Below are 16,335 nucleotides of genomic sequence, written 5' to 3'. Positions count from 1 at the left end.
TAACCAGACCTTCGCCAGCGCGATATCCGCACTAGCTGGGCCAGTCGAGACCTCAAAGCGCGGCCGCCAGCACCGGGCCGGTCTCGATATGCGGGATCGCCTCGACCAGCTTGCGCGTGTAGTCGGTCTTGGGATTGTCGAACAACGCCCGGCTCTCGCCCTGCTCCACGATGCCGCCATTGCGCAGCACGATGGTGCGGTCGCAGAGCATCCGCACCACGTTGAGATCGTGGCTGACGAACAGCAGCGCGATGTCGTTCTCGCGCCGCAGGCGGTCGAGCAGTTGCAGCACCACGGCCTGAACGGAGACGTCGAGCGCAGCGGTCGGCTCGTCCAGCACCAGAAGGCGCGGCCGGCAGGCGATGGCGCGGGCGATGCCGACGCGCGCCTTCTGGCCGCCGGAGAGCTGATGCGGAAAGCGCGGCAACAGATCCAGCGGCAGCCCCACGCGATCGGCGCAGTCTTCCACCCGCTTGCGCAGCGCATCGCCCCCACGCATACGATCGAGCCGCATCAGGGGATGGGCGATGCAGTCGAAGGCGGTGAAGCGCGGATTGAGGCTCTCGTTCGGGTCCTGGAACACCATCTGGATATCTTTGCGGAACTGCGAGCGGTGAAAGTCGCGCGACGCCACATGGCCGATCGCCTGGCCGTCGAACACGATCTCGCCCTCGCTCGGGTCGATCAGGCGGCAGATCATGCGCGACGTCGTGCTCTTGCCGGAGCCGGATTCACCGACGAGGCCGACGCTCTCGCCGCCGGCCATCGTCATCGAGAAGTCCGCCACCGCCGCAGCGCCCTCGTCGAAGCGTTTTGCGAGCTTGCGCACTTCCAGCAGCGGCGGAGTCCCGTGGACGGGCTCCCGTCTGGGCCTGCCGATGACAGCCGCGTAGCCTTCCCGCTCCTCTTCCGTCACGAGATCCTCAATCCGGGAGGTCGCGGTTGGCGACGCCGCCACCAGACGCCTGGTATAGGCGTGCTGCGGCGCGCCGAAGAGCGTCCTGGGGCTTGCCTCTTCGACGATGCGGCCGCGTTCCATCACCGCGATACGGCGGCAATATCGCGCCGCTAACCCGAGATCGTGCGTGATCAGGATCGTCGCCATGCCGCGCGCGGCGGCAATCTCCGCCAGGAGGTCCATCACCACTTTCTGCGTGGTGACATCGAGTCCGGTCGTCGGCTCATCGGCGATCAACAGCGCGGGATTGCAGGAAATCGCGATCGCGATCATGACACGCTGGCACATGCCGCCCGAGAGTTCGTGCGGATAGGCGTTCATCCGCGTCTCGGGGTCGCGGATCTGGACGGCGCGCAACAGCTCCAGCGCTTCGGCGCGGGCGGCATCCTTCGATATCCGCTTGTGCGTGAGGATCGCGTCCGCGATCTGCAAACCGATCGCGCGGATCGGATTGAGCGCCGCCCGCGGGTTCTGGAAGATCATCGACATCGCGGCGCCCTGGAGCTGCCGGAGATCGTCACCCCTGAGTTTTGTGACGTCCTGCCCGCGAAACAGTATCTTGCCTGCGGTGACGCGGCCGGCCGCATCGAGCAGCCGCGTCGTGGCAAAACCGGTGACCGACTTGCCAGAGCCGCTTTCTCCGACGAGGCCAAGCATCTCGCCGGCTTCGACCGTGAGCGTCACACCGCGCACAGCCTCGACCATCCCTCGTCGCGTCGAGAATTCGACGTGGAGGTCGTCGATCCTGAGCAATTCCTCGCTCATGTGCGCATGCGCGGATCGAGAATGTCCCGCATCCCGTCACCGAGGAGGTTGAAGCACAGCACGGCCATCATCAACGCGAGGCCCGGAAAGGCCACCAGCCACCACCGCCCCGTCGAGATGAAGCGCGCCCCCTCCGCGACCATGATGCCCCATTCCGGGGTCGGCGGCTTGACGCCAAGGCCGATGAAGGAAAGACCGGCGGCGTTCAGGATCGCCCAGCCGAGGTTGAGTGAGATTTGCACCGCCATCGCCGGCAGGATGTTCGGCAACAGGAAGCGCAGCACCACCGAGAAATGGCTCTCGCCGGAGGAACGCGCCGCCTCCACCCAGCCGACATTGCGCCGGACGTTGACCTCGGCACGGGCGAAGCGGATGTAGAAGGGCAGATTGATGATCGCGGTCGCAATCACGATGTTCTCGATCCGGTTGCCGAGCGCCGCAACCATCGCCATCGCCAGCACAAACAGCGGAAAGGCCATCATGACATCGACGAAGCGGCCGACCGAGCGGTCGAGCCTGCCGCCGGCATAGCCGCAGAACGAGCCCACGACGGCGCCGATCACGAAGGAGATGCCGACCGCCGAGACCGCGATGGCGAGGTCGAGCCGTGCCGCAACGACGAGGCGGCTGAACACGTCGCGCCCGAGCTGGTCGGTGCCGGCAAGGTGCGCCGCGCTCGGCGGCTGCAAGGCCTCCGAGACATTGGAGACGATGGGATCATAGGGCACGAGCCACGGTCCGAAGATCGCGACCAGGACGAACAGCAGGACACCGGCCGCGGCGACGCCGGTCAGCGGGTTGCCGCGCAAAATCCAGACCGAATGGCGGAAGGTTGCGCTGGTCATCCGATCGACACCCTGGGATCGGCGATGCCGTAGCAGATATCGACGACCAGATTGACCAGCACGAAGATGCCAGCCATCAGCAGCACAAAACCCTGCACCGGCGCATAGTCGGACGACAGCAGCGCATCGAGCGCGTAGGAGGCGACGCCCGGCCAGGAGAACACCTTCTCCACCAGGACATTCGCGCCAAGCATGGTCGAGAACACGATGCCTGCAATGGTGATGACGGGAAGGATCGCATTGCGCAGCGCATAGGTGACGACGACCTTCTGCCAGGACAATCCGACGGAGCGCGCGGTGCGCACGAAATCGCTACCGAGCGAGACCAGCATCGAGGCACGTGTGATCCGCGCCAGCGGCGCGATGACGAACAGGGCCATGCTCAGCGCCGGCAGGATCAACTGCTTGCAGGCCGCCCACCAGCCTTCGATGTCCCCCGCGAGCAGGAAATCGATCGACAGGAACCCAGTGCGCTGCGGCGGCAGTGAGGTGAAGACGTCGATCCGCCCGGTCGGATCAGGCGCAAGACCGAGCAGATAGTAGAACACATAGATCAGCAGCAGGCCCGAGACGAAGGTCGGCACGCAGACGCCGAGCGCACAGAACAGCCGCACGCCGTGATCGACCAGCGATCCCGGTTTCAAGGCTGCGACCACGCCGAGCGGGACCGCCGCGATCAGCGCGATCAGCAGCGCCGTGAAGGTGAGCTCCAGCGAGGCCGGCAGCCGTTCGCGAAGGTCCTTCAGGACCGGCTGGCCGGTCATCATGGAGCGGCCGAGATTGCCGTGCCCGATATCGGACAGATAGAACACGAGCTGCTCCGGCACCGACTTGTCGAGCCCCATCTGCTTGCGGATCTGCTCGATCTCTTCCTTGCCGGCATTGGGCCCCGAGGCGAAGAACACCGCGGGATCTCCGGGGAGGACCCGCATCAGTAGAAAGGTGAAGACCAGCACGCCGAACAACGCCGGCAGCGACGACAGAAGCCGCCTCCCCGCCCGCGCCACCGTCGCACCAAGACCTGTCATCACCATTCAGAGCCCTTGCATGTCGAGATCACTTGCGGCTGACGTCCCGATAATCCACTTGGCGATGGAACTCGTAGGTATAGCCCTCGATCGACGAGGCCATCACGGCGTCCTGGTTCGGCTGCCACAGCGGGATCTGCGGCATCTCGCTGAAATGGATCGCGTTGAGCTTGCGGCCATCCTCCTCGTACTTGGCCTTGTCGGGCTCGAAGCGCGCTTCCTGCGCGATCGTCGCCAGCTCCGGATTGTTGATCGAGCTGTAATTCCAGCGCTGATTGCCCGTGTAGAAGTTGCGGTAGAAGTAATCGGTCGAGGGCAGCCAGGCGACGATGCCTTCCGTGAACAAGGGCAGCTTCTTCTCGTTGATCTGCGTCGACATCTGCGCGTCCGGCAGCTTCTGGATGTCGACCTTGATCCCGATCTTGGCAAGCGATTCCTTCACGAGGGCCGCCATCGGCTCGGCGGTCGAGGCCTGGCCGACGTTGAAGCTGAAGGTGGTCGAAAAACCCTCCGGGAGTCCAGCAGCTTTCAGATACTCCCTCGCCTTGTCGAGATCGGTCTTCACCGGCGCCTGGAACGGATAGATGCCGTTCAACGGCTTGCCATCCGGCCAAGTCGCACCGAACAGCGGGGCTCCGCGACCGAACAGGGCAGCCTTGAACATGTCCTCATAGGGCAGCGCGAAGGCGACGGCGCGGCGGACGTTGACGTTGTCGAAAGGCGGGATCTGGTTGTTCATCGAGACGAAGGTGATCGAATTGTATTGCGGCGTCGAGATCACCTTGAGCTTGCCCTTGGCTTCGAGCGATTGCACGTCGCTGGCCTGGAGATCAACGACGAGATCGGCATCGCCACGCTCGACAAGATTGGCGCGGGTCGCGGGCTCCGGCACGGACTGCACGATTACGCGCTTGAAGAACGCCGGCTTGTCGGGCGAGCCGCGGTTCCAATCCTCGTTGCGCTTGATGATCACTTGCTCGCCGGGCTTGAAGCTCTCGATGACATAGGCACCGCTGCCGGCGGTGTGCTCCTTCAGCCACGCCGTGGCCCAGGGGTCTTCCGGGGTCGCATGCTCCTTGGCGACCTTCGAGTTGATGATCAGCGGGTAGACCGTGGCGAGATTGGGCAGTGCGAGCTTGTCGGGTTTCGGCAGCGTCACTTCGATCGTGAGGGGGTCAATCACCTTGAACTGGTCAGCCGACGTCAATGATCCCGTCAGCAATTGTGCCTTGCCGAGGATCGGCGCGGTGACGCAGCGATCCAGCGACCATTTGACGTCCTCGGCGGTCACGGGCGAGCCGTCCTGGAACTTGGCATCCTTGCGCAGACGGAACGTCAGCTTCAGTCCGTCCGGACTGACGTCATAGGATTCGGCGAGCTCGCCGGTGATCTTGTCGAGATCGAACACCCATTTGCCGTTGAGCTGCTTGCGGCCGAACGCCACAAGGCGGTCGTAAGTGCTCATGCTCAGTGCGAAGGATTCCCGCGTCGAGCCCGGGATGTTGGGATCGAGCGTGTTGACCGATGCACCGGTGACATAGCGCAGCGTCTCCGCCCTGGTTTGCGCTTGCGCAGGCGCAGCGGCGACAAGCAGAAGCGCAGTGGTGGCGAGCACGGAGGATGCCATCCTGAAAGACACAAAACGCATTCGTTTTCCCCAAAATTTTCGACAAGAACGCCGACAGGACAGGTTAAGAAAGAAGCAAGTTGCGCGCCAGTCTCTTGATGCGCTCTTGTGGACGCTTTGTCGCGGCGGCGCATGGACGATCATCGCGATTCCTCCAAGTTTCGCGCTGGCCGCGTCACCACGGCCTGCGGCACGTCATAGGCGCGAAGCGAGGCCCAATGCCGTTCGACATCGGCACGAAACAGGCCGCGCGTCAGGCCATTCACCAGCTTCGGCGCCGCGGTCGTCATCGCGTTGATCGACGATCCCGACGGACCGAAACTCATGGTGGAGGCGATGGCGAAGAGATGGATATTCGAGATCCACGGCGTATCGCCCGCGACACGCTCGGTGAAGGCATAATCGTCGGCGAGATAGGGAAAGCGACCGAGCCGCGCGCTGCGCTCGCTCTCCGGGGGCTGGTAGCGGTCGGCCCAGGTTGCGATATTGCCGGCAAATGCGCGCAACTCGCCACGGCCGGAAAAATCCATGTCGATGCCGGTGCCGCAGATGACGAAATCCGCAGGTATGGCGCCGCGCGGCGTCTGCAATTCCACACCACGATCGGTCTCGCGGGCCGCCTCGATCGGGGCGCCCTCGTGCAATGTGAAATTGGCGTGATTTGCGCAGCGATCGTAAGTTGCCTGCGGAAAGCCTTCGCGCATGTCGAGGATGGTGCGCATGAAGCGCCACCGCCAGGCGTCGTCGAGATCGCTGAGATGGCGGAGGAAGCCGCGGAAAGTCAGCCAGCGATAGGGCTGGATCAGCTGGATCTGCGCACGACGACACAGCAGGTGCACCTCCGCCGCGCCCGCTTCCAGCGCGGTTGCTGCGTTGTCGAAGGCAGATGCGCCGGCACCGATCACGGCGACGCGCTTGCCGCGAAGGTTTTCGAAGTCGATGTCGTCGGCGACGGTTGCGACCGAGCTCATGGGCAGATGGCTCAGCGGCTCGGGGATCATCCAGTTCCCCATCCCCTCCTGCCCCGTCGCAAGCACGATCTTGCGCGCATGGAGTGTCTCGACGCCATCGCCACGTTTCACGCGTGCGGCCAGCAAACCATCCCGCGCCGGCCGGATTTCCAGAAGCTCGCTCCCGTTGCGCACCGGCAAGCCGACTGTGCGCCGCAGCCAGAGCAGATACTCAGCCCAGTGGCAGCGCGGGATCAGGTCGAGTGTCTGCCAGCTCTCCGTGCCGAAGCGGGCCTCATGCCAGGATTGATAGGTCAGGCTGGGGATGTCGAGGTCAGGTCCCGTATAGTCCTTCGGGCTGCGCAGCGTCGGCATGCGGGCATAGGCGAGCCATGGCCCCTCCTTCCCCTCCTCGGCCTTGTCCAGCAGCAGGATGTTGCTGACGCGGGAGCGCAGCAGGCCGAAGCCGATGGCGATGCCGGATTGGCCGGCGCCGATCACGAGCACATCCAGCGCCGGCTTGCCATCCGGTCCCGTCTTCGGTTCGAGCCAGGCGGCACCGGGATGCGCGATCCGCGCGAGATCGGCGCGAACGTTCGCTTCCAGTTCTGTCAGCGCATCACTCATGCCGCGAGCCAGCCTCCGTCGACCACCATCACGGTGCCGGTCGTAAACGAGGAGGCATCGCTTGCGAGGTGGAGCGCGGCCTGCGCGATCTCATCGGCCTGGCCGAACCGCTTCATGGCATGGCGGTCGCGGGAGGCTTCGCGCACCTCGTCCGCATTGGCGTGGCGCGCAAAGCTGCGGCGAAGCATCGGCGTGTCGATCGCACCGGGCGCGATGGCGTTGACGCGAATGCCGTCCGCCGCGAAATCCACCGCCATCGTCCGGGTCAGGCTGACAATCGCGCCCTTGGCGGCGATATAGGCACTGTTGCCCTTGCCGCCGGCAATCGCAAGCTGCGACGCCAGCGTGATGATCGAACCGCTGTTCTGCCGCTGCATCTGCGGCACGGCTGCCCTCGCCCACAGCCAGGTGCCGCCGACATTGGTGCGGAACACCGCATCCCAATCGGCGGGGTCCGTTGTCAACACGGTGCCGCCACAGGAGAAGCCAGCGGCAGTCATCAGGATATCGAGCTGGCCGTGCCGTGCTACCACATCATTTGCCACCGCCTCGGCGAAATCGGCATCGCCGACGTCGCCAATATGCGTCATGGCCTCGCCGACCAAGCTCAACGTTTCCTGAAGTCCGGCTGGATCGCGATCGACCAGAGCAAGACGTGCGCCCTCTTCCGCGAACAGCTTTGCACTGGCGCGGCCGATGCCGGAGCCTGCGCCCGTGATGATGGCCGTGCGCCCCTGCAGCCGCATCTCAGATCCACTCCTTATGCTGCGTCAACCAGGCGCTCATCGCGGCCGCCGACTCGGCGCAGCCGAACTGCGCGCGCCAGCCGAATTCATCCGCCATCCGGTTCACCGACAGCGGCGCGCGATAGGGCCCATGCAGCTTGATGACGGTTTTCTCGCCGGGCGCCGCGACCCGGCACTCCAGGCCGGGATGCAACGCCGCAAAGGCCTCGCCCCATTGCAGCGCAGGCCAAAGTTCTCCGCGGGAGATGTTGTAGAGCCGGTGGCGCGGCCGCTCGGCTTCGATCAGCAGTGCGACGGCCTCGGCCGCATCCGGCGCGTAGATCCAGTCCCGCATGCCCGCTTCAGGCATGATCGCCGGCTCGCCGCGCGCGAACGCGGCCAAGATCTGGAACTGGAGGCTTGGCGTGTCGCGCACGGAACTCGGTCGCTCCCACGGTCCGAATAGCGCGCTCAGCCGCACATTTAGGAAATCACCGCCGAAGAGCTCGGCGTGACGCGCAACCGATCGCTCCGATGTGAACTTGCTGATCGCGTAGAACGAGACCGGATCGCAAGGCGTGTCCTCGTCCAGAATCTCGACCCGCGCGCCCGCGGCGCCATAGGCCGATGCCGAGGAGAGATTGACGACCCGGCGCACGCCATGCCGGATCGCGGAGAGCAGGATCGGGATCTGCGCCATCACGTTGATCTCGAGAACGCGCGCGGTCGATGCCCTCTCCAGTTCATCACCGGCGGTGATGGCCGCGCCGAGCACGATCGCATCAACTCCTTCGGCGATGAGGGCATCGATGGCATCTGCGTCGGTGATATCGCCCTGCACCGCTTTGAGCCGTGCGCCGTAGTCGGCAAGAGACCGCCGCGCGGATGGCGGCAACTCTGCACGGTCGTACAGCGTCACGTCATGGCCGCGCGCGAGCAGCGCCTCCGCAACATTGAGCCCGACAAAGCCGGTGCCGCCGAAGATGACGATCTTCATCGCGCGCGATCCACCGTCACAGTAGCTTCGCTCCGAAATTGCGCTCGGGATCCATGTCGGCCACGAGCCGCCCCGTCGGCATGGCCGCCTCGCCGCCGCTGCGTGCCAGGAACTGGCCGCTGCCTGCGCTCGCGAGGCACTTGTTGCCATCGATGATCACTCGGCCACGCGACAGCACCGACACCGGCCAGCCCTTCAGCTTGCGGCCTGCAAACGGCGTGTAGCCGGCAAGGTCGTGCATCATCTCATCGGCGATCTCGACCTCGCGATTAGGATCCCAGATTGCAATATCGGCATCGGCGCCGACCGCGATCGAGCCCTTGCGCGGATGCAGATTGTAAATCTTGGCCGGCGCCGTCGACGTCAGTTCGACGAACTTTTCCAGGCCCAGCCGCCCGTTCGACACCATCGCGTCGAACAGCAGCGGCAGGCGCAGCTCCAATCCCGGCAGGCCATTCGCGACCTGCTTGAAGTTCGGATTGGGGCCGGCGCGCAGCTTGCCGGTCTCGTCATAGCGATACGGCGCGTGATCCGACGAGATGGTCTGGAGATCGCCGAGCGACAGCGCCTGCCACAGCGCCTCCTGGTCTGAATGCGTCCGCGGCGGCGGGCTGCACATCCACTTGGCTCCTTCCACCTCGGGCTTGTCGAGATCGGCTGCGGTGAAGAACAGGTATTGCGGACAGGTCTCGGCAAACACCTTCAACCCCTGCCCGCGCGAATCGCGGATCACCTTGGCGCCTTCGGCGGTGGAGACGTGGAAGATCATGATGGGCTGGTCGATCAGCGCAGCCATGCCGATCAACCGGGTAAAGGCTTCCGCCTCCGACACGCGGGCGTGGCTGACGGCGTGATATTTCGGCATTGTGTAGCCGCGCGCGAGCAGGCGCTTCACCATCCAGGCGATGATGCCGTGGTTTTCGGCATGGGCGCACAACATCGCGCCGGACTGGCGCGCGGCAAGAAGGATGTCCAGCAGCGGCTCATCATCCACCTTGAGCCGGTCGTAGGTCATGAAAATCTTGATCGAGGCGTGGCCCTGCTTCACCAGCGCCGGAATGTGCTCCTCGACCGTTTCCCGGGTCGCATCCGCAATGATCATGTGAAAGGCGTAGTCGATCACTGCGCCCTTCTTGGCGAGGGCGTGATAATCCTCCACCACCTGCGGCAGCTTCATGCCGACATGCTGGGCCGCAAACGGGATCACCGTGGTCGTGCCGCCGAAGGCCGCCGAGACGGTCGCGCTCTCGAAGGTGTCGGCGTTCATGATGCCGGCAGCGGACAATTGCTCGATATGGGCGTGGCTGTCGACGCCGCCGGGTAGAACGAGTTTCCCGCGCGCGTCGATCTCGCGCTTCGCAGCCGGAAGCCCGCGGCCGATAGCGGCGATGGTCTCACCGGAGATGGCGACATCGGCTTCAAAGACGTCGGTCGTCGTCGCGACGCGCCCACCGCGAATGATCAGGTCGTAAGCGGGTTCAGTCATGAGGCACTCCATGATAGGCTCAAGTTAAGTGATCGAAATTTTGCAGGAAGACCAGCATGTCCCGACCGCGCATTCTCGTCATCAATCCAAATTCCAACCCTGCGGTCACGCGAGGGCTGGAGGACGCGCTGAAGCCGCTCGGTTTCGAGGGCGGGCCGGAACTGGTCTGCCAGACGCTGGCCGAGGGTCCCTTCGGCATCGAAAGCCAGGCCGATGTCGATGGCGTCGCCATGCCGCTGCGCCGGCTGGTCGAGGGCGACAACAGCTCGGCGGCCTTTGTCATCGCCTGCTACAGCGATCCCGGGCTTCAGGTCTGTCGCGAAGGCACCGACCGGCCCGTGTTCGGCATTGCCGAGTGCGGCGTGCTGACCGCGATGGCCCGCGCCGAGACCTTTGGCGTCATCGCGATCGCCCAGCGCTCGATCCCGCGTCACATGCGCTATCTCAGGCAGATGGGACTGACCGAACGTCTTGCCGGCGAGCGGCCGCTCAACATGAGCGTCGCGGAAACCGCCTCGGGCGAAGGCACGCTGGCCAAAATGATCGAAATCGGCCGCGCGCTGCGCGACGAGGACGGCGCCCGTGCCATCGTGATGGGCTGCGCCGGCATGGCACGGCACCGCCGCCCGCTGGAAGAGGCGCTCGGCATTGCCGTGATCGACCCGACACAGGCGGCCGTCACCATGGCGCTGGGTACGGTGCAGTTCTCGAACCACTAGGCGTCCTTCAGCTCTTTGGCGTCCTGCCGCGCGAGCCATTGCGCGTGGCTCTCCCGGACAAGCGCGAACGTATCCCGCTGCGTCGTGTAGAGATTGCCGAACATGCGGCCGATCGGCCGGTAGGCGTCGAGATCGACATACATGTTGGCCTCGTCGACGAGGCCCTCGCGGGCGTGAACCCGGAGCACCTCGCCGACCAGCAGTTCGCGATCGGGCGAAAAATTTAGGGCGACATGGCGCCGGCATTCGAGCGCAAAGGGTGCCGCGGCGAGGCGCGGCACCTTCACGTCTACAGAGGGAAGCGTCGCCAGCCCTGCCGCGGCGACCTCGCTGTCACCGGACGGGAAATCGACCGCGCAGTCATTCATCGCCGCGGAGAGCGCCTCATCAACCATGTGAACGACGAACTCGCCGTCGCGATGGATGTTGCGGGTGGTGTCCTTCGGGCTGTGATCCGGCTTGTGCTGAAGCCCGAGCACGATCAGCGCCGGAGTCTCCGAAAACACGTTGAAGAAGCTGAACGGCGCGGCGTTGACCGCCCCGTTGGCATCGAGCGTCGTCACCAGCGCAATCGGCCGCGGCACCACCACGCCGCAGAGCAGCTTGTAGCGGTCGCGCGGATCGAGCTCGCGCAAGGATATGCCGGATGTGCTCTGGCCAGTCATCGACGTCACGTCTCCGGCGGCGGCACCGCGCCGGTACGGCTGGTGATCAGGCCGTAATGCTCGATGCGGCGGTGCTGCGCGAAATTGAAGATCGTGGTCTTGCCGAAGGTGGTGGCATCGAGGTCGCAAGGATGGACCAGCAGTTCGTCCTCCTCCGTCTTCGCTTCGGCGACGATCTCGCCGTTGGGATCGACGATCAGGCTGCCGCCGAACAGCGGGTGTCCGTCCTCGTTACCGGCCTTGGCCACCGCGACAACCCAGGTCGCGTTCTGATAGGCGCCGGCCTGCGCCGAGAGGCGGTTATGGAACAACCGTTTCTCGACGCCTTCATCGCTCCTCTCCGCATTCACCGACGGCGTGTTGTAGCCGATCAGCACCATCTCGACGCCCTGCAGGCCCATCACGCGATAGGTCTCGGGCCAGCGCCGGTCGTTGCAGATGGCCATGCCGATGATGCCGCCCAGCTCGCGCCAGACATTGAAGCCGAGATCGCCCGGCTCGAAATAGCGCTTCTCCAGATGCTGGTGCGAGCGCTTGGTGTCGTATTCCACATGGCCCGGCAGATGGATCTTGCGATATTTGCCGACGATCTTGCCGGATTTGTCGGTGAGAACAGCAGTGTTGAAATGATGCCCGTCCGGCGTCAGCTCCGCATAGCCGAAATTCATCGCCATCTGGTGCTGCGCCGCGCGCTCGAACAACGGTTTCGTCGCCGCGTTCGGCATCTCGCGCTCGAACCAATTGTCGAACTCGGCCCGGTCCTCCACGTACCAACGCGGAAAGAAGGTCGTGAGCGCCAGTTCCGGATAGACGATTAGGTCGGCGCCCTTGCTCTTGGCCTCATCCATCAGCGCGATCATGCGCTTGACCACGGCCTCGCGGCTGTCCGCTTTCTGGATCGGGCCCATCTGGGCGGCGGCAACATTGACGATACGCATCAGCGATTTCCTGGTGATGTCTTTGAGCTAAGCTACAGTTTCAAGCACGTGCCGGCGCGCGCAGCATAACGCAGCATCGCCCGGACTTGCCAGCCGGCGCCTGCACATCGGCATCGTGTGCGCTGCACGCTCCATCCTCATGTCTGCTCCTCATCCGCAATATCGAGACCGTGGTCCAGCGCGTCCAGAAGCTGCCCGGCCTCATGCTCGGAAATCACGAGTGGCGGCGCGAGGAACAGGGAAGTCTGCTCGCCGCTGGTCCCGATCACGGCGCCCGCCTCCAGCGCCCGCTCCGCGACGCGCGAGGCAATCGGCACCTCGGTGGTGTCGGCATGCCAGGAGCGCCAGTCCGGCCCGTGCAACTCCACGGTCCAGTGCAGCCCCTGCCCCGCCAGGCGCTGCACGCTTGGATGTTTCTGCGCGATGGCCAGAAGGCGGCGGGTGAACAGCTTTTCGAGACCCCTGACGTGCTCCAAAATCTCGTCATCGCTGATGACTTTCAGATAGGCGCTGACGGCAGCCATGCTGATGGGATGCCCGCGCAACGTGCCGTAATTCTGCCAGCTCGTGCCCTTGAGCCGCTCGACGATGTCTTTCGACACCACGACCGCGGCAACCGCCGCCGCGCCACCGCCGAGCGATTTTCCGAGCGTCACGATATCGGGACGACTTTCGGCTCCCTGGAACGCGAACCAGCGCCCGGCACGGCCCGCACCAGTCACCACTTCGTCGGCGATCCAGTAGGAGCCGGCCTGCCGCGCGCACCGCGCCACCTCGTCCTGATAGGCGCCATCGTAGTAGATGCCGCCTTGCGTGTAGTCGATGATCGTCGCTGCCGTATCCGAAAGCAGGCGCGTGGCATCGGCCAGATATTCGCTGGGGGGAACATTGTTGGCCGGCGCGCCGTAGATCGCGCCCTGCGGCGCCGGCAATATCCGCACCGGCGCCATCGGCGCCGGCAGCTTCGAGCCGCCTGAGTGCACCGCGAGGCCGCCATGCCATTGCGGCTGCACGGTCATGCTGCGCGACAGGCCCGTAATGCCGTGATAGGCGCGTTCGCGCGTCGCCAGCGCGGACCGCTGCGTCAGGGCCTGACAGAGCGACAGCGCCATGTCATTGGCCTCGCTGCCGCTGATGCAGAAGCGCACCGCACCGACCCAATCGTCTTCGCCCTTGAACGCGGTGGCCATCAAGTCGTCAGCCGCCTGCTCGCGGCCGACCCAGGTCCAGCCCTCGTTCACGACGGGCGTATCCGCGGCGCGGCGGATCGCCTCCACCATCGCGGGATGACGATGTCCGAGACCGCCGCCGGTGTTGCTGCCGTCGATGAGCTTGCGACCATCCGAGAGATGAAAATAGACGCCCTCGCCGCCGACCACGTCCATGGGCGCGCTGTCGCCGGCATTCAGCCCGGTTCGCAACAATCTGCTCATTGCAATCCCCTCATTCCGCAGCCTCGGCGCCGTAGCCACCGCCACCACAGGTCTCGATCGTGACGAGATCGCCTTGCTGCAGCACCAGGTTCGACTTGCCGTCGATCGCGACGTTCGCGCCCTGCCGGATCAGCGAGATGCGGCAGGCCTTGCCGGGCTTACCGCCCTGCATGCCGAACGGCGCCATCACCATGCGCTCGATGCAGGTGGTCAGATGGATTGAGGGTGCCAGGATGCGATAGCTACGAATGACGCCGTCCCCGCCGCGATGGGCGCCCGCGCCGCCGGACTGCCAGCGAATGGCCTGCTGCTCGATTTGGATCGCGTAATTCGCCTCGATCACCTCGACCGGCGTGTTTGAGGTGTTGGACAGATGCACCCGCGTCGCCGAGATGCCGTCGCGATCATGCCGCGCGCCCTCGCCACCGCCGTGCACCTCGTAAAGCATCTTCCACGAACCGTTCTGCCGCGGTTCGGCGAAGAAGAGGACGCCCGCCGTGGTCGCCCCGCCCGCAGACAGGCGCTCCGGAATAGTGTCCTGCATTGCCCGAAAAATCGCATCGACGATGCGCATCGAGGTCTCATGATTGCCGGCAGCAACCGAGGCATTCCAGCCCGGCTCCAGGATCGAGCCAGGGCGCGTGATGATGGTCAGCGGCCGCAACGCGCCCGCGTTCTGGTTCATGTCGCGCCCGCTCATGATGCGCGCGGCATAGGCCACCGCCGAGCGCGCCATGAACGGCGTCGTGTTGCAGAAATTCGAGACGCGGTCGCAGCTTCCTGAAAGATCGACGGTCGCTTCGTCGCCGGCGATGGTGATCTTGACATGAATGCGCGCGGGCGCGTCGTCGACGCCGCCGTCGTCCAGATAGTCCTCACCCTCGTAGACGCCATCAGGCAGATCGCGCAACGCCTCGCGCATCTCGATTTCGGAGAGATCGTGCAGGCGCGACTGCGCCGCCGTGAAGACCGCCTTGCCGTGCTCGCGGCAGAGCTCGACGATGCGCTTCTCGCCGGCTTTCGTTGCGGCGATCTGTGCGAGAAGATCGCCCTCGCAGGATTCGGGATCGCGAACATTGGCCTTGAGCAGCTGCACGATCGACGTATTGACGCCGCTTGCCGTGGCGATCAGAACCGGCGGAATGCGCATCGCCTCCTGGAAGGTGTCGATGGCTTTCGCAAAATAGCTGCCGGGCCAGGTGCCGCCGATATCGGGCCAGTGTGCGAGGCTGACCGCGAACGCGACGATCTCGCCATCGACGAAGACGGGCCGCACGACCTTGACGTCGTTGAGATGATTGCCGCCGAGCGGGCCGACATTGTAGATCAATGCGTCGCCGTCGTTCAGGCTGTCGCGCGGCACCACTTTCAGCAATTCGAGGACCGTGTAGGCCATCGCGCCGAGATGGATCGGGATGTCGCGGCCCTGCCCGACCAGGTCGCCGCGGGCGTCCGTGATCGCCGACGACAGGTCGCCGGCCTCGCGCAGCAGCGGCGAGCGCGCCGAGCGCGTCATCACCAGGCTCATTTCCTCGGCGGCGGCCGAAAGCCCGTGCCGGATGACTTCGACGACGAACGGATCGAGCTTCATGCGGCCCCCCGCGTCAGGAACAGATTGCCTGAAACATCAGGCCTCGCCTGCCAGCCGGGCGGGACCACCACGGTCGACCATGCGTCTTCAATGATGGCCGGGCCGCTGACGATTTCGGTCAGCGAGGCACGGTTGATGATGCTTGTGGCGATGTCGTGAAAGCCATCGAACGAGCAGATGCGCTCGCCTTTGGAGACCGTTCTGACCGCGATGGCCGGCCGGCTCACGACGGTCGTCGATGGACGGCGCGCCTGCACCCGCACGGACTCGATGACGCAGCTCTCGCCCGTCGCATAGCCGAACAGCTCGTGGTGCCGGGCCAGAAAATCCTTCTTCAGCGTGATGACGTCGAGCGGTCGCGCGAACGGCACCGGAATGGCGTCGTTCTGCGCCGCGTAGCGCATCAAGGCCACCAGCTCGATCTGAATCTCGGTCGCGGCAACCCCGTTGGCGATCAGCGGCGCCGAGGCATCGTCGATCAGCACCCCGATCCGCTCCGACACACGGGCGAGGTCGATGCCATCGAGCGCAGCGCGCAGAGTTTGCTGCTGGAGGAAGCTGAAATCGGCAGTGAGACAGCCCAGTGCCGAAAACGCACTCGACGCGCTGGGAACGACGACCTCGGCAATCCCGTAGAGATCTGCAAGGCCCGCGGCATGCATCGGGCCACCACCGCCAAAGGCGAGCAGCGTGCAGTCGCGCCCGTCGATGCCGCGCTCGACGGTGACGCGGCGGAGCGCGCGCGCCATTGTCGCGTTCGCGACCTTGATGATGCCGAGCGCGGTTTCGGTCAGGCTCAGCCCCAGAGTGCGCGCGATCGGCGCGATGACATCACTGGCTGCCTTGATGTCAATTCCGATCCGGTCGCCGAGTTTGGCGTCCGGATTGAGATAGCCGAGCACGGCGTTGGCATCGGTGATGGTCGGCTCGGTACCGCCGCGGCCGTAGCAGGCCGGTCCAGGCTCGGAGCCGGCGCTTTCC

14 protein-coding genes are annotated in these 16,335 nt (G+C 65.1%); 1 reads left to right on the top strand and 13 read right to left on the bottom strand.

Translation table 11 applies throughout. From position 1 onward, the window contains the following. Window positions 1–52: 52 nt before the first annotated feature. The 8 genes from IVB32_RS36380 to hydA form a co-directional block, all read right to left on the bottom strand. Window positions 53–1,723 (bottom strand): ABC transporter ATP-binding protein, encoded by a 1,671-nt coding sequence (locus IVB32_RS36380; protein WP_085352390.1) that lies wholly within the window; start codon window positions 1,721–1,723, stop codon window positions 53–55. After that, a complete protein-coding gene (locus tag IVB32_RS36375; protein ID WP_247370757.1) occupies window positions 1,720–2,568 on the bottom strand; it encodes an ABC transporter permease in 849 nt (282 codons plus the stop codon). The genes IVB32_RS36380 and IVB32_RS36375 overlap by 4 nt, the downstream gene beginning before the upstream one ends. Then, entirely contained in the window at window positions 2,565–3,596 is a 1,032-nt protein-coding gene (locus tag IVB32_RS36370; protein ID WP_247412951.1) for an ABC transporter permease, read from the bottom strand. Before IVB32_RS36370 ends, IVB32_RS36375 begins: the two co-directional genes overlap by 4 nt. 28 nt (window positions 3,597–3,624) lie before the next feature. After that, window positions 3,625–5,244 (bottom strand): ABC transporter substrate-binding protein, encoded by a 1,620-nt coding sequence (locus IVB32_RS36365; RefSeq protein ID WP_085352389.1) that lies wholly within the window; start codon window positions 5,242–5,244, stop codon window positions 3,625–3,627. Window positions 5,245–5,363: 119 nt separating this feature from the next. Continuing rightward, window positions 5,364–6,800 (bottom strand): NAD(P)/FAD-dependent oxidoreductase, encoded by a 1,437-nt coding sequence (locus IVB32_RS36360; RefSeq protein WP_247412949.1) that lies wholly within the window; start codon window positions 6,798–6,800, stop codon window positions 5,364–5,366. Further along, window positions 6,797–7,546, bottom strand: coding sequence for an SDR family oxidoreductase (locus tag IVB32_RS36355; RefSeq protein WP_018458685.1), 750 nt, complete (start codon window positions 7,544–7,546; stop codon window positions 6,797–6,799). The genes IVB32_RS36360 and IVB32_RS36355 overlap by 4 nt, the downstream gene beginning before the upstream one ends. A gap of 1 nt (window position 7,547) precedes the next feature. Next, complete coding sequence (locus IVB32_RS36350; protein WP_018458684.1) at window positions 7,548–8,522, bottom strand: NAD(P)-dependent oxidoreductase; 975 nt, start codon at window positions 8,520–8,522, stop codon at window positions 7,548–7,550. Between the two features lie 16 nt (window positions 8,523–8,538). Further along, window positions 8,539–10,008: a dihydropyrimidinase gene (gene hydA, locus IVB32_RS36345; RefSeq protein WP_026233637.1), complete on the bottom strand. Its 1,470-nt coding sequence runs from the start codon at window positions 10,006–10,008 to the stop codon at window positions 8,539–8,541. 56 nt (window positions 10,009–10,064) lie between these two features. On the opposite strand from hydA, the gene IVB32_RS36340 reads away from it, so the two are divergent. Continuing rightward, window positions 10,065–10,727 (top strand): aspartate/glutamate racemase family protein, encoded by a 663-nt coding sequence (locus tag IVB32_RS36340; protein WP_094183570.1) that lies wholly within the window; start codon window positions 10,065–10,067, stop codon window positions 10,725–10,727. Here IVB32_RS36340 and IVB32_RS36335 read toward each other — a convergent pair. The 5 genes from IVB32_RS36335 to IVB32_RS36315 all read right to left on the bottom strand — a co-directional run. Then, on the bottom strand, window positions 10,724–11,392 hold the full coding sequence (locus tag IVB32_RS36335; protein WP_026233636.1) for a flavin reductase family protein: 669 nt from the start codon (window positions 11,390–11,392) through the stop codon (window positions 10,724–10,726). The two genes, IVB32_RS36340 and IVB32_RS36335, sit on opposite strands and share 4 nt — an antisense overlap. A 5-nt stretch (window positions 11,393–11,397) precedes the next feature. Further along, complete coding sequence (locus IVB32_RS36330) at window positions 11,398–12,330, bottom strand: N-carbamoyl-D-amino-acid hydrolase (protein ID WP_018458680.1); 933 nt, start codon at window positions 12,328–12,330, stop codon at window positions 11,398–11,400. A 137-nt stretch (window positions 12,331–12,467) separates the two neighbouring features. After that, a complete protein-coding gene (locus IVB32_RS36325; RefSeq protein ID WP_018458679.1) occupies window positions 12,468–13,763 on the bottom strand; it encodes an aminotransferase class III-fold pyridoxal phosphate-dependent enzyme in 1,296 nt (431 codons plus the stop codon). Window positions 13,764–13,773: 10 nt separating this feature from the next. Continuing rightward, window positions 13,774–15,354, bottom strand: a complete 1,581-nt coding sequence (locus tag IVB32_RS36320; RefSeq protein WP_247412947.1) for a hydantoinase B/oxoprolinase family protein — start codon at window positions 15,352–15,354, stop codon at window positions 13,774–13,776. Continuing rightward, window positions 15,351–16,335: hydantoinase/oxoprolinase family protein (locus IVB32_RS36315; RefSeq protein WP_276576789.1), on the bottom strand; the 985-nt coding region annotated here is incomplete at its 5' end. The genes IVB32_RS36320 and IVB32_RS36315, both read right to left, overlap by 4 nt.

Source organism: Bradyrhizobium sp. 23, assembly GCF_023073295.1.
In the GTDB taxonomy this organism is placed as follows: Bacteria; Pseudomonadota; Alphaproteobacteria; order Rhizobiales; family Xanthobacteraceae; genus Bradyrhizobium; species Bradyrhizobium canariense_D.
This window is presented reverse-complemented; position numbering and strand designations above follow the sequence as displayed.

What these genes read in the sequence shown, in the direction of transcription:
- IVB32_RS36380 (WP_085352390.1), bottom strand. Translation starts at nt 1,723, where the DNA reads ATGAGCGAGGAATTGCTCAGGATCGACGACCTCCACGTCGAATTCTCG.
- IVB32_RS36370 (WP_247412951.1), bottom strand. Translation starts at nt 3,596, where the DNA reads ATGACAGGTCTTGGTGCGACGGTGGCGCGGGCGGGGAGGCGGCTTCTG.
- IVB32_RS36365 (WP_085352389.1), bottom strand. Translation starts at nt 5,244, where the DNA reads ATGCGTTTTGTGTCTTTCAGGATGGCATCCTCCGTGCTCGCCACCACT.
- IVB32_RS36350 (WP_018458684.1), bottom strand. Translation starts at nt 8,522, where the DNA reads ATGAAGATCGTCATCTTCGGCGGCACCGGCTTTGTCGGGCTCAATGTT.
- IVB32_RS36340 (WP_094183570.1), top strand. Translation starts at nt 10,065, where the DNA reads ATGTCCCGACCGCGCATTCTCGTCATCAATCCAAATTCCAACCCTGCG.
- IVB32_RS36330 (WP_018458680.1), bottom strand. Translation starts at nt 12,330, where the DNA reads ATGCGTATCGTCAATGTTGCCGCCGCCCAGATGGGCCCGATCCAGAAA.
- IVB32_RS36355 (WP_018458685.1), bottom strand. Translation starts at nt 7,546, where the DNA reads ATGCGGCTGCAGGGGCGCACGGCCATCATCACGGGCGCAGGCTCCGGC.
- IVB32_RS36375 (WP_247370757.1), bottom strand. Translation starts at nt 2,568, where the DNA reads ATGACCAGCGCAACCTTCCGCCATTCGGTCTGGATTTTGCGCGGCAAC.
- IVB32_RS36360 (WP_247412949.1), bottom strand. Translation starts at nt 6,800, where the DNA reads ATGAGTGATGCGCTGACAGAACTGGAAGCGAACGTTCGCGCCGATCTC.
- IVB32_RS36335 (WP_026233636.1), bottom strand. Translation starts at nt 11,392, where the DNA reads ATGACTGGCCAGAGCACATCCGGCATATCCTTGCGCGAGCTCGATCCG.
- IVB32_RS36320 (WP_247412947.1), bottom strand. Translation starts at nt 15,354, where the DNA reads ATGAAGCTCGATCCGTTCGTCGTCGAAGTCATCCGGCACGGGCTTTCG.
- hydA (WP_026233637.1), bottom strand. Translation starts at nt 10,008, where the DNA reads ATGACTGAACCCGCTTACGACCTGATCATTCGCGGTGGGCGCGTCGCG.
- IVB32_RS36325 (WP_018458679.1), bottom strand. Translation starts at nt 13,763, where the DNA reads ATGAGCAGATTGTTGCGAACCGGGCTGAATGCCGGCGACAGCGCGCCC.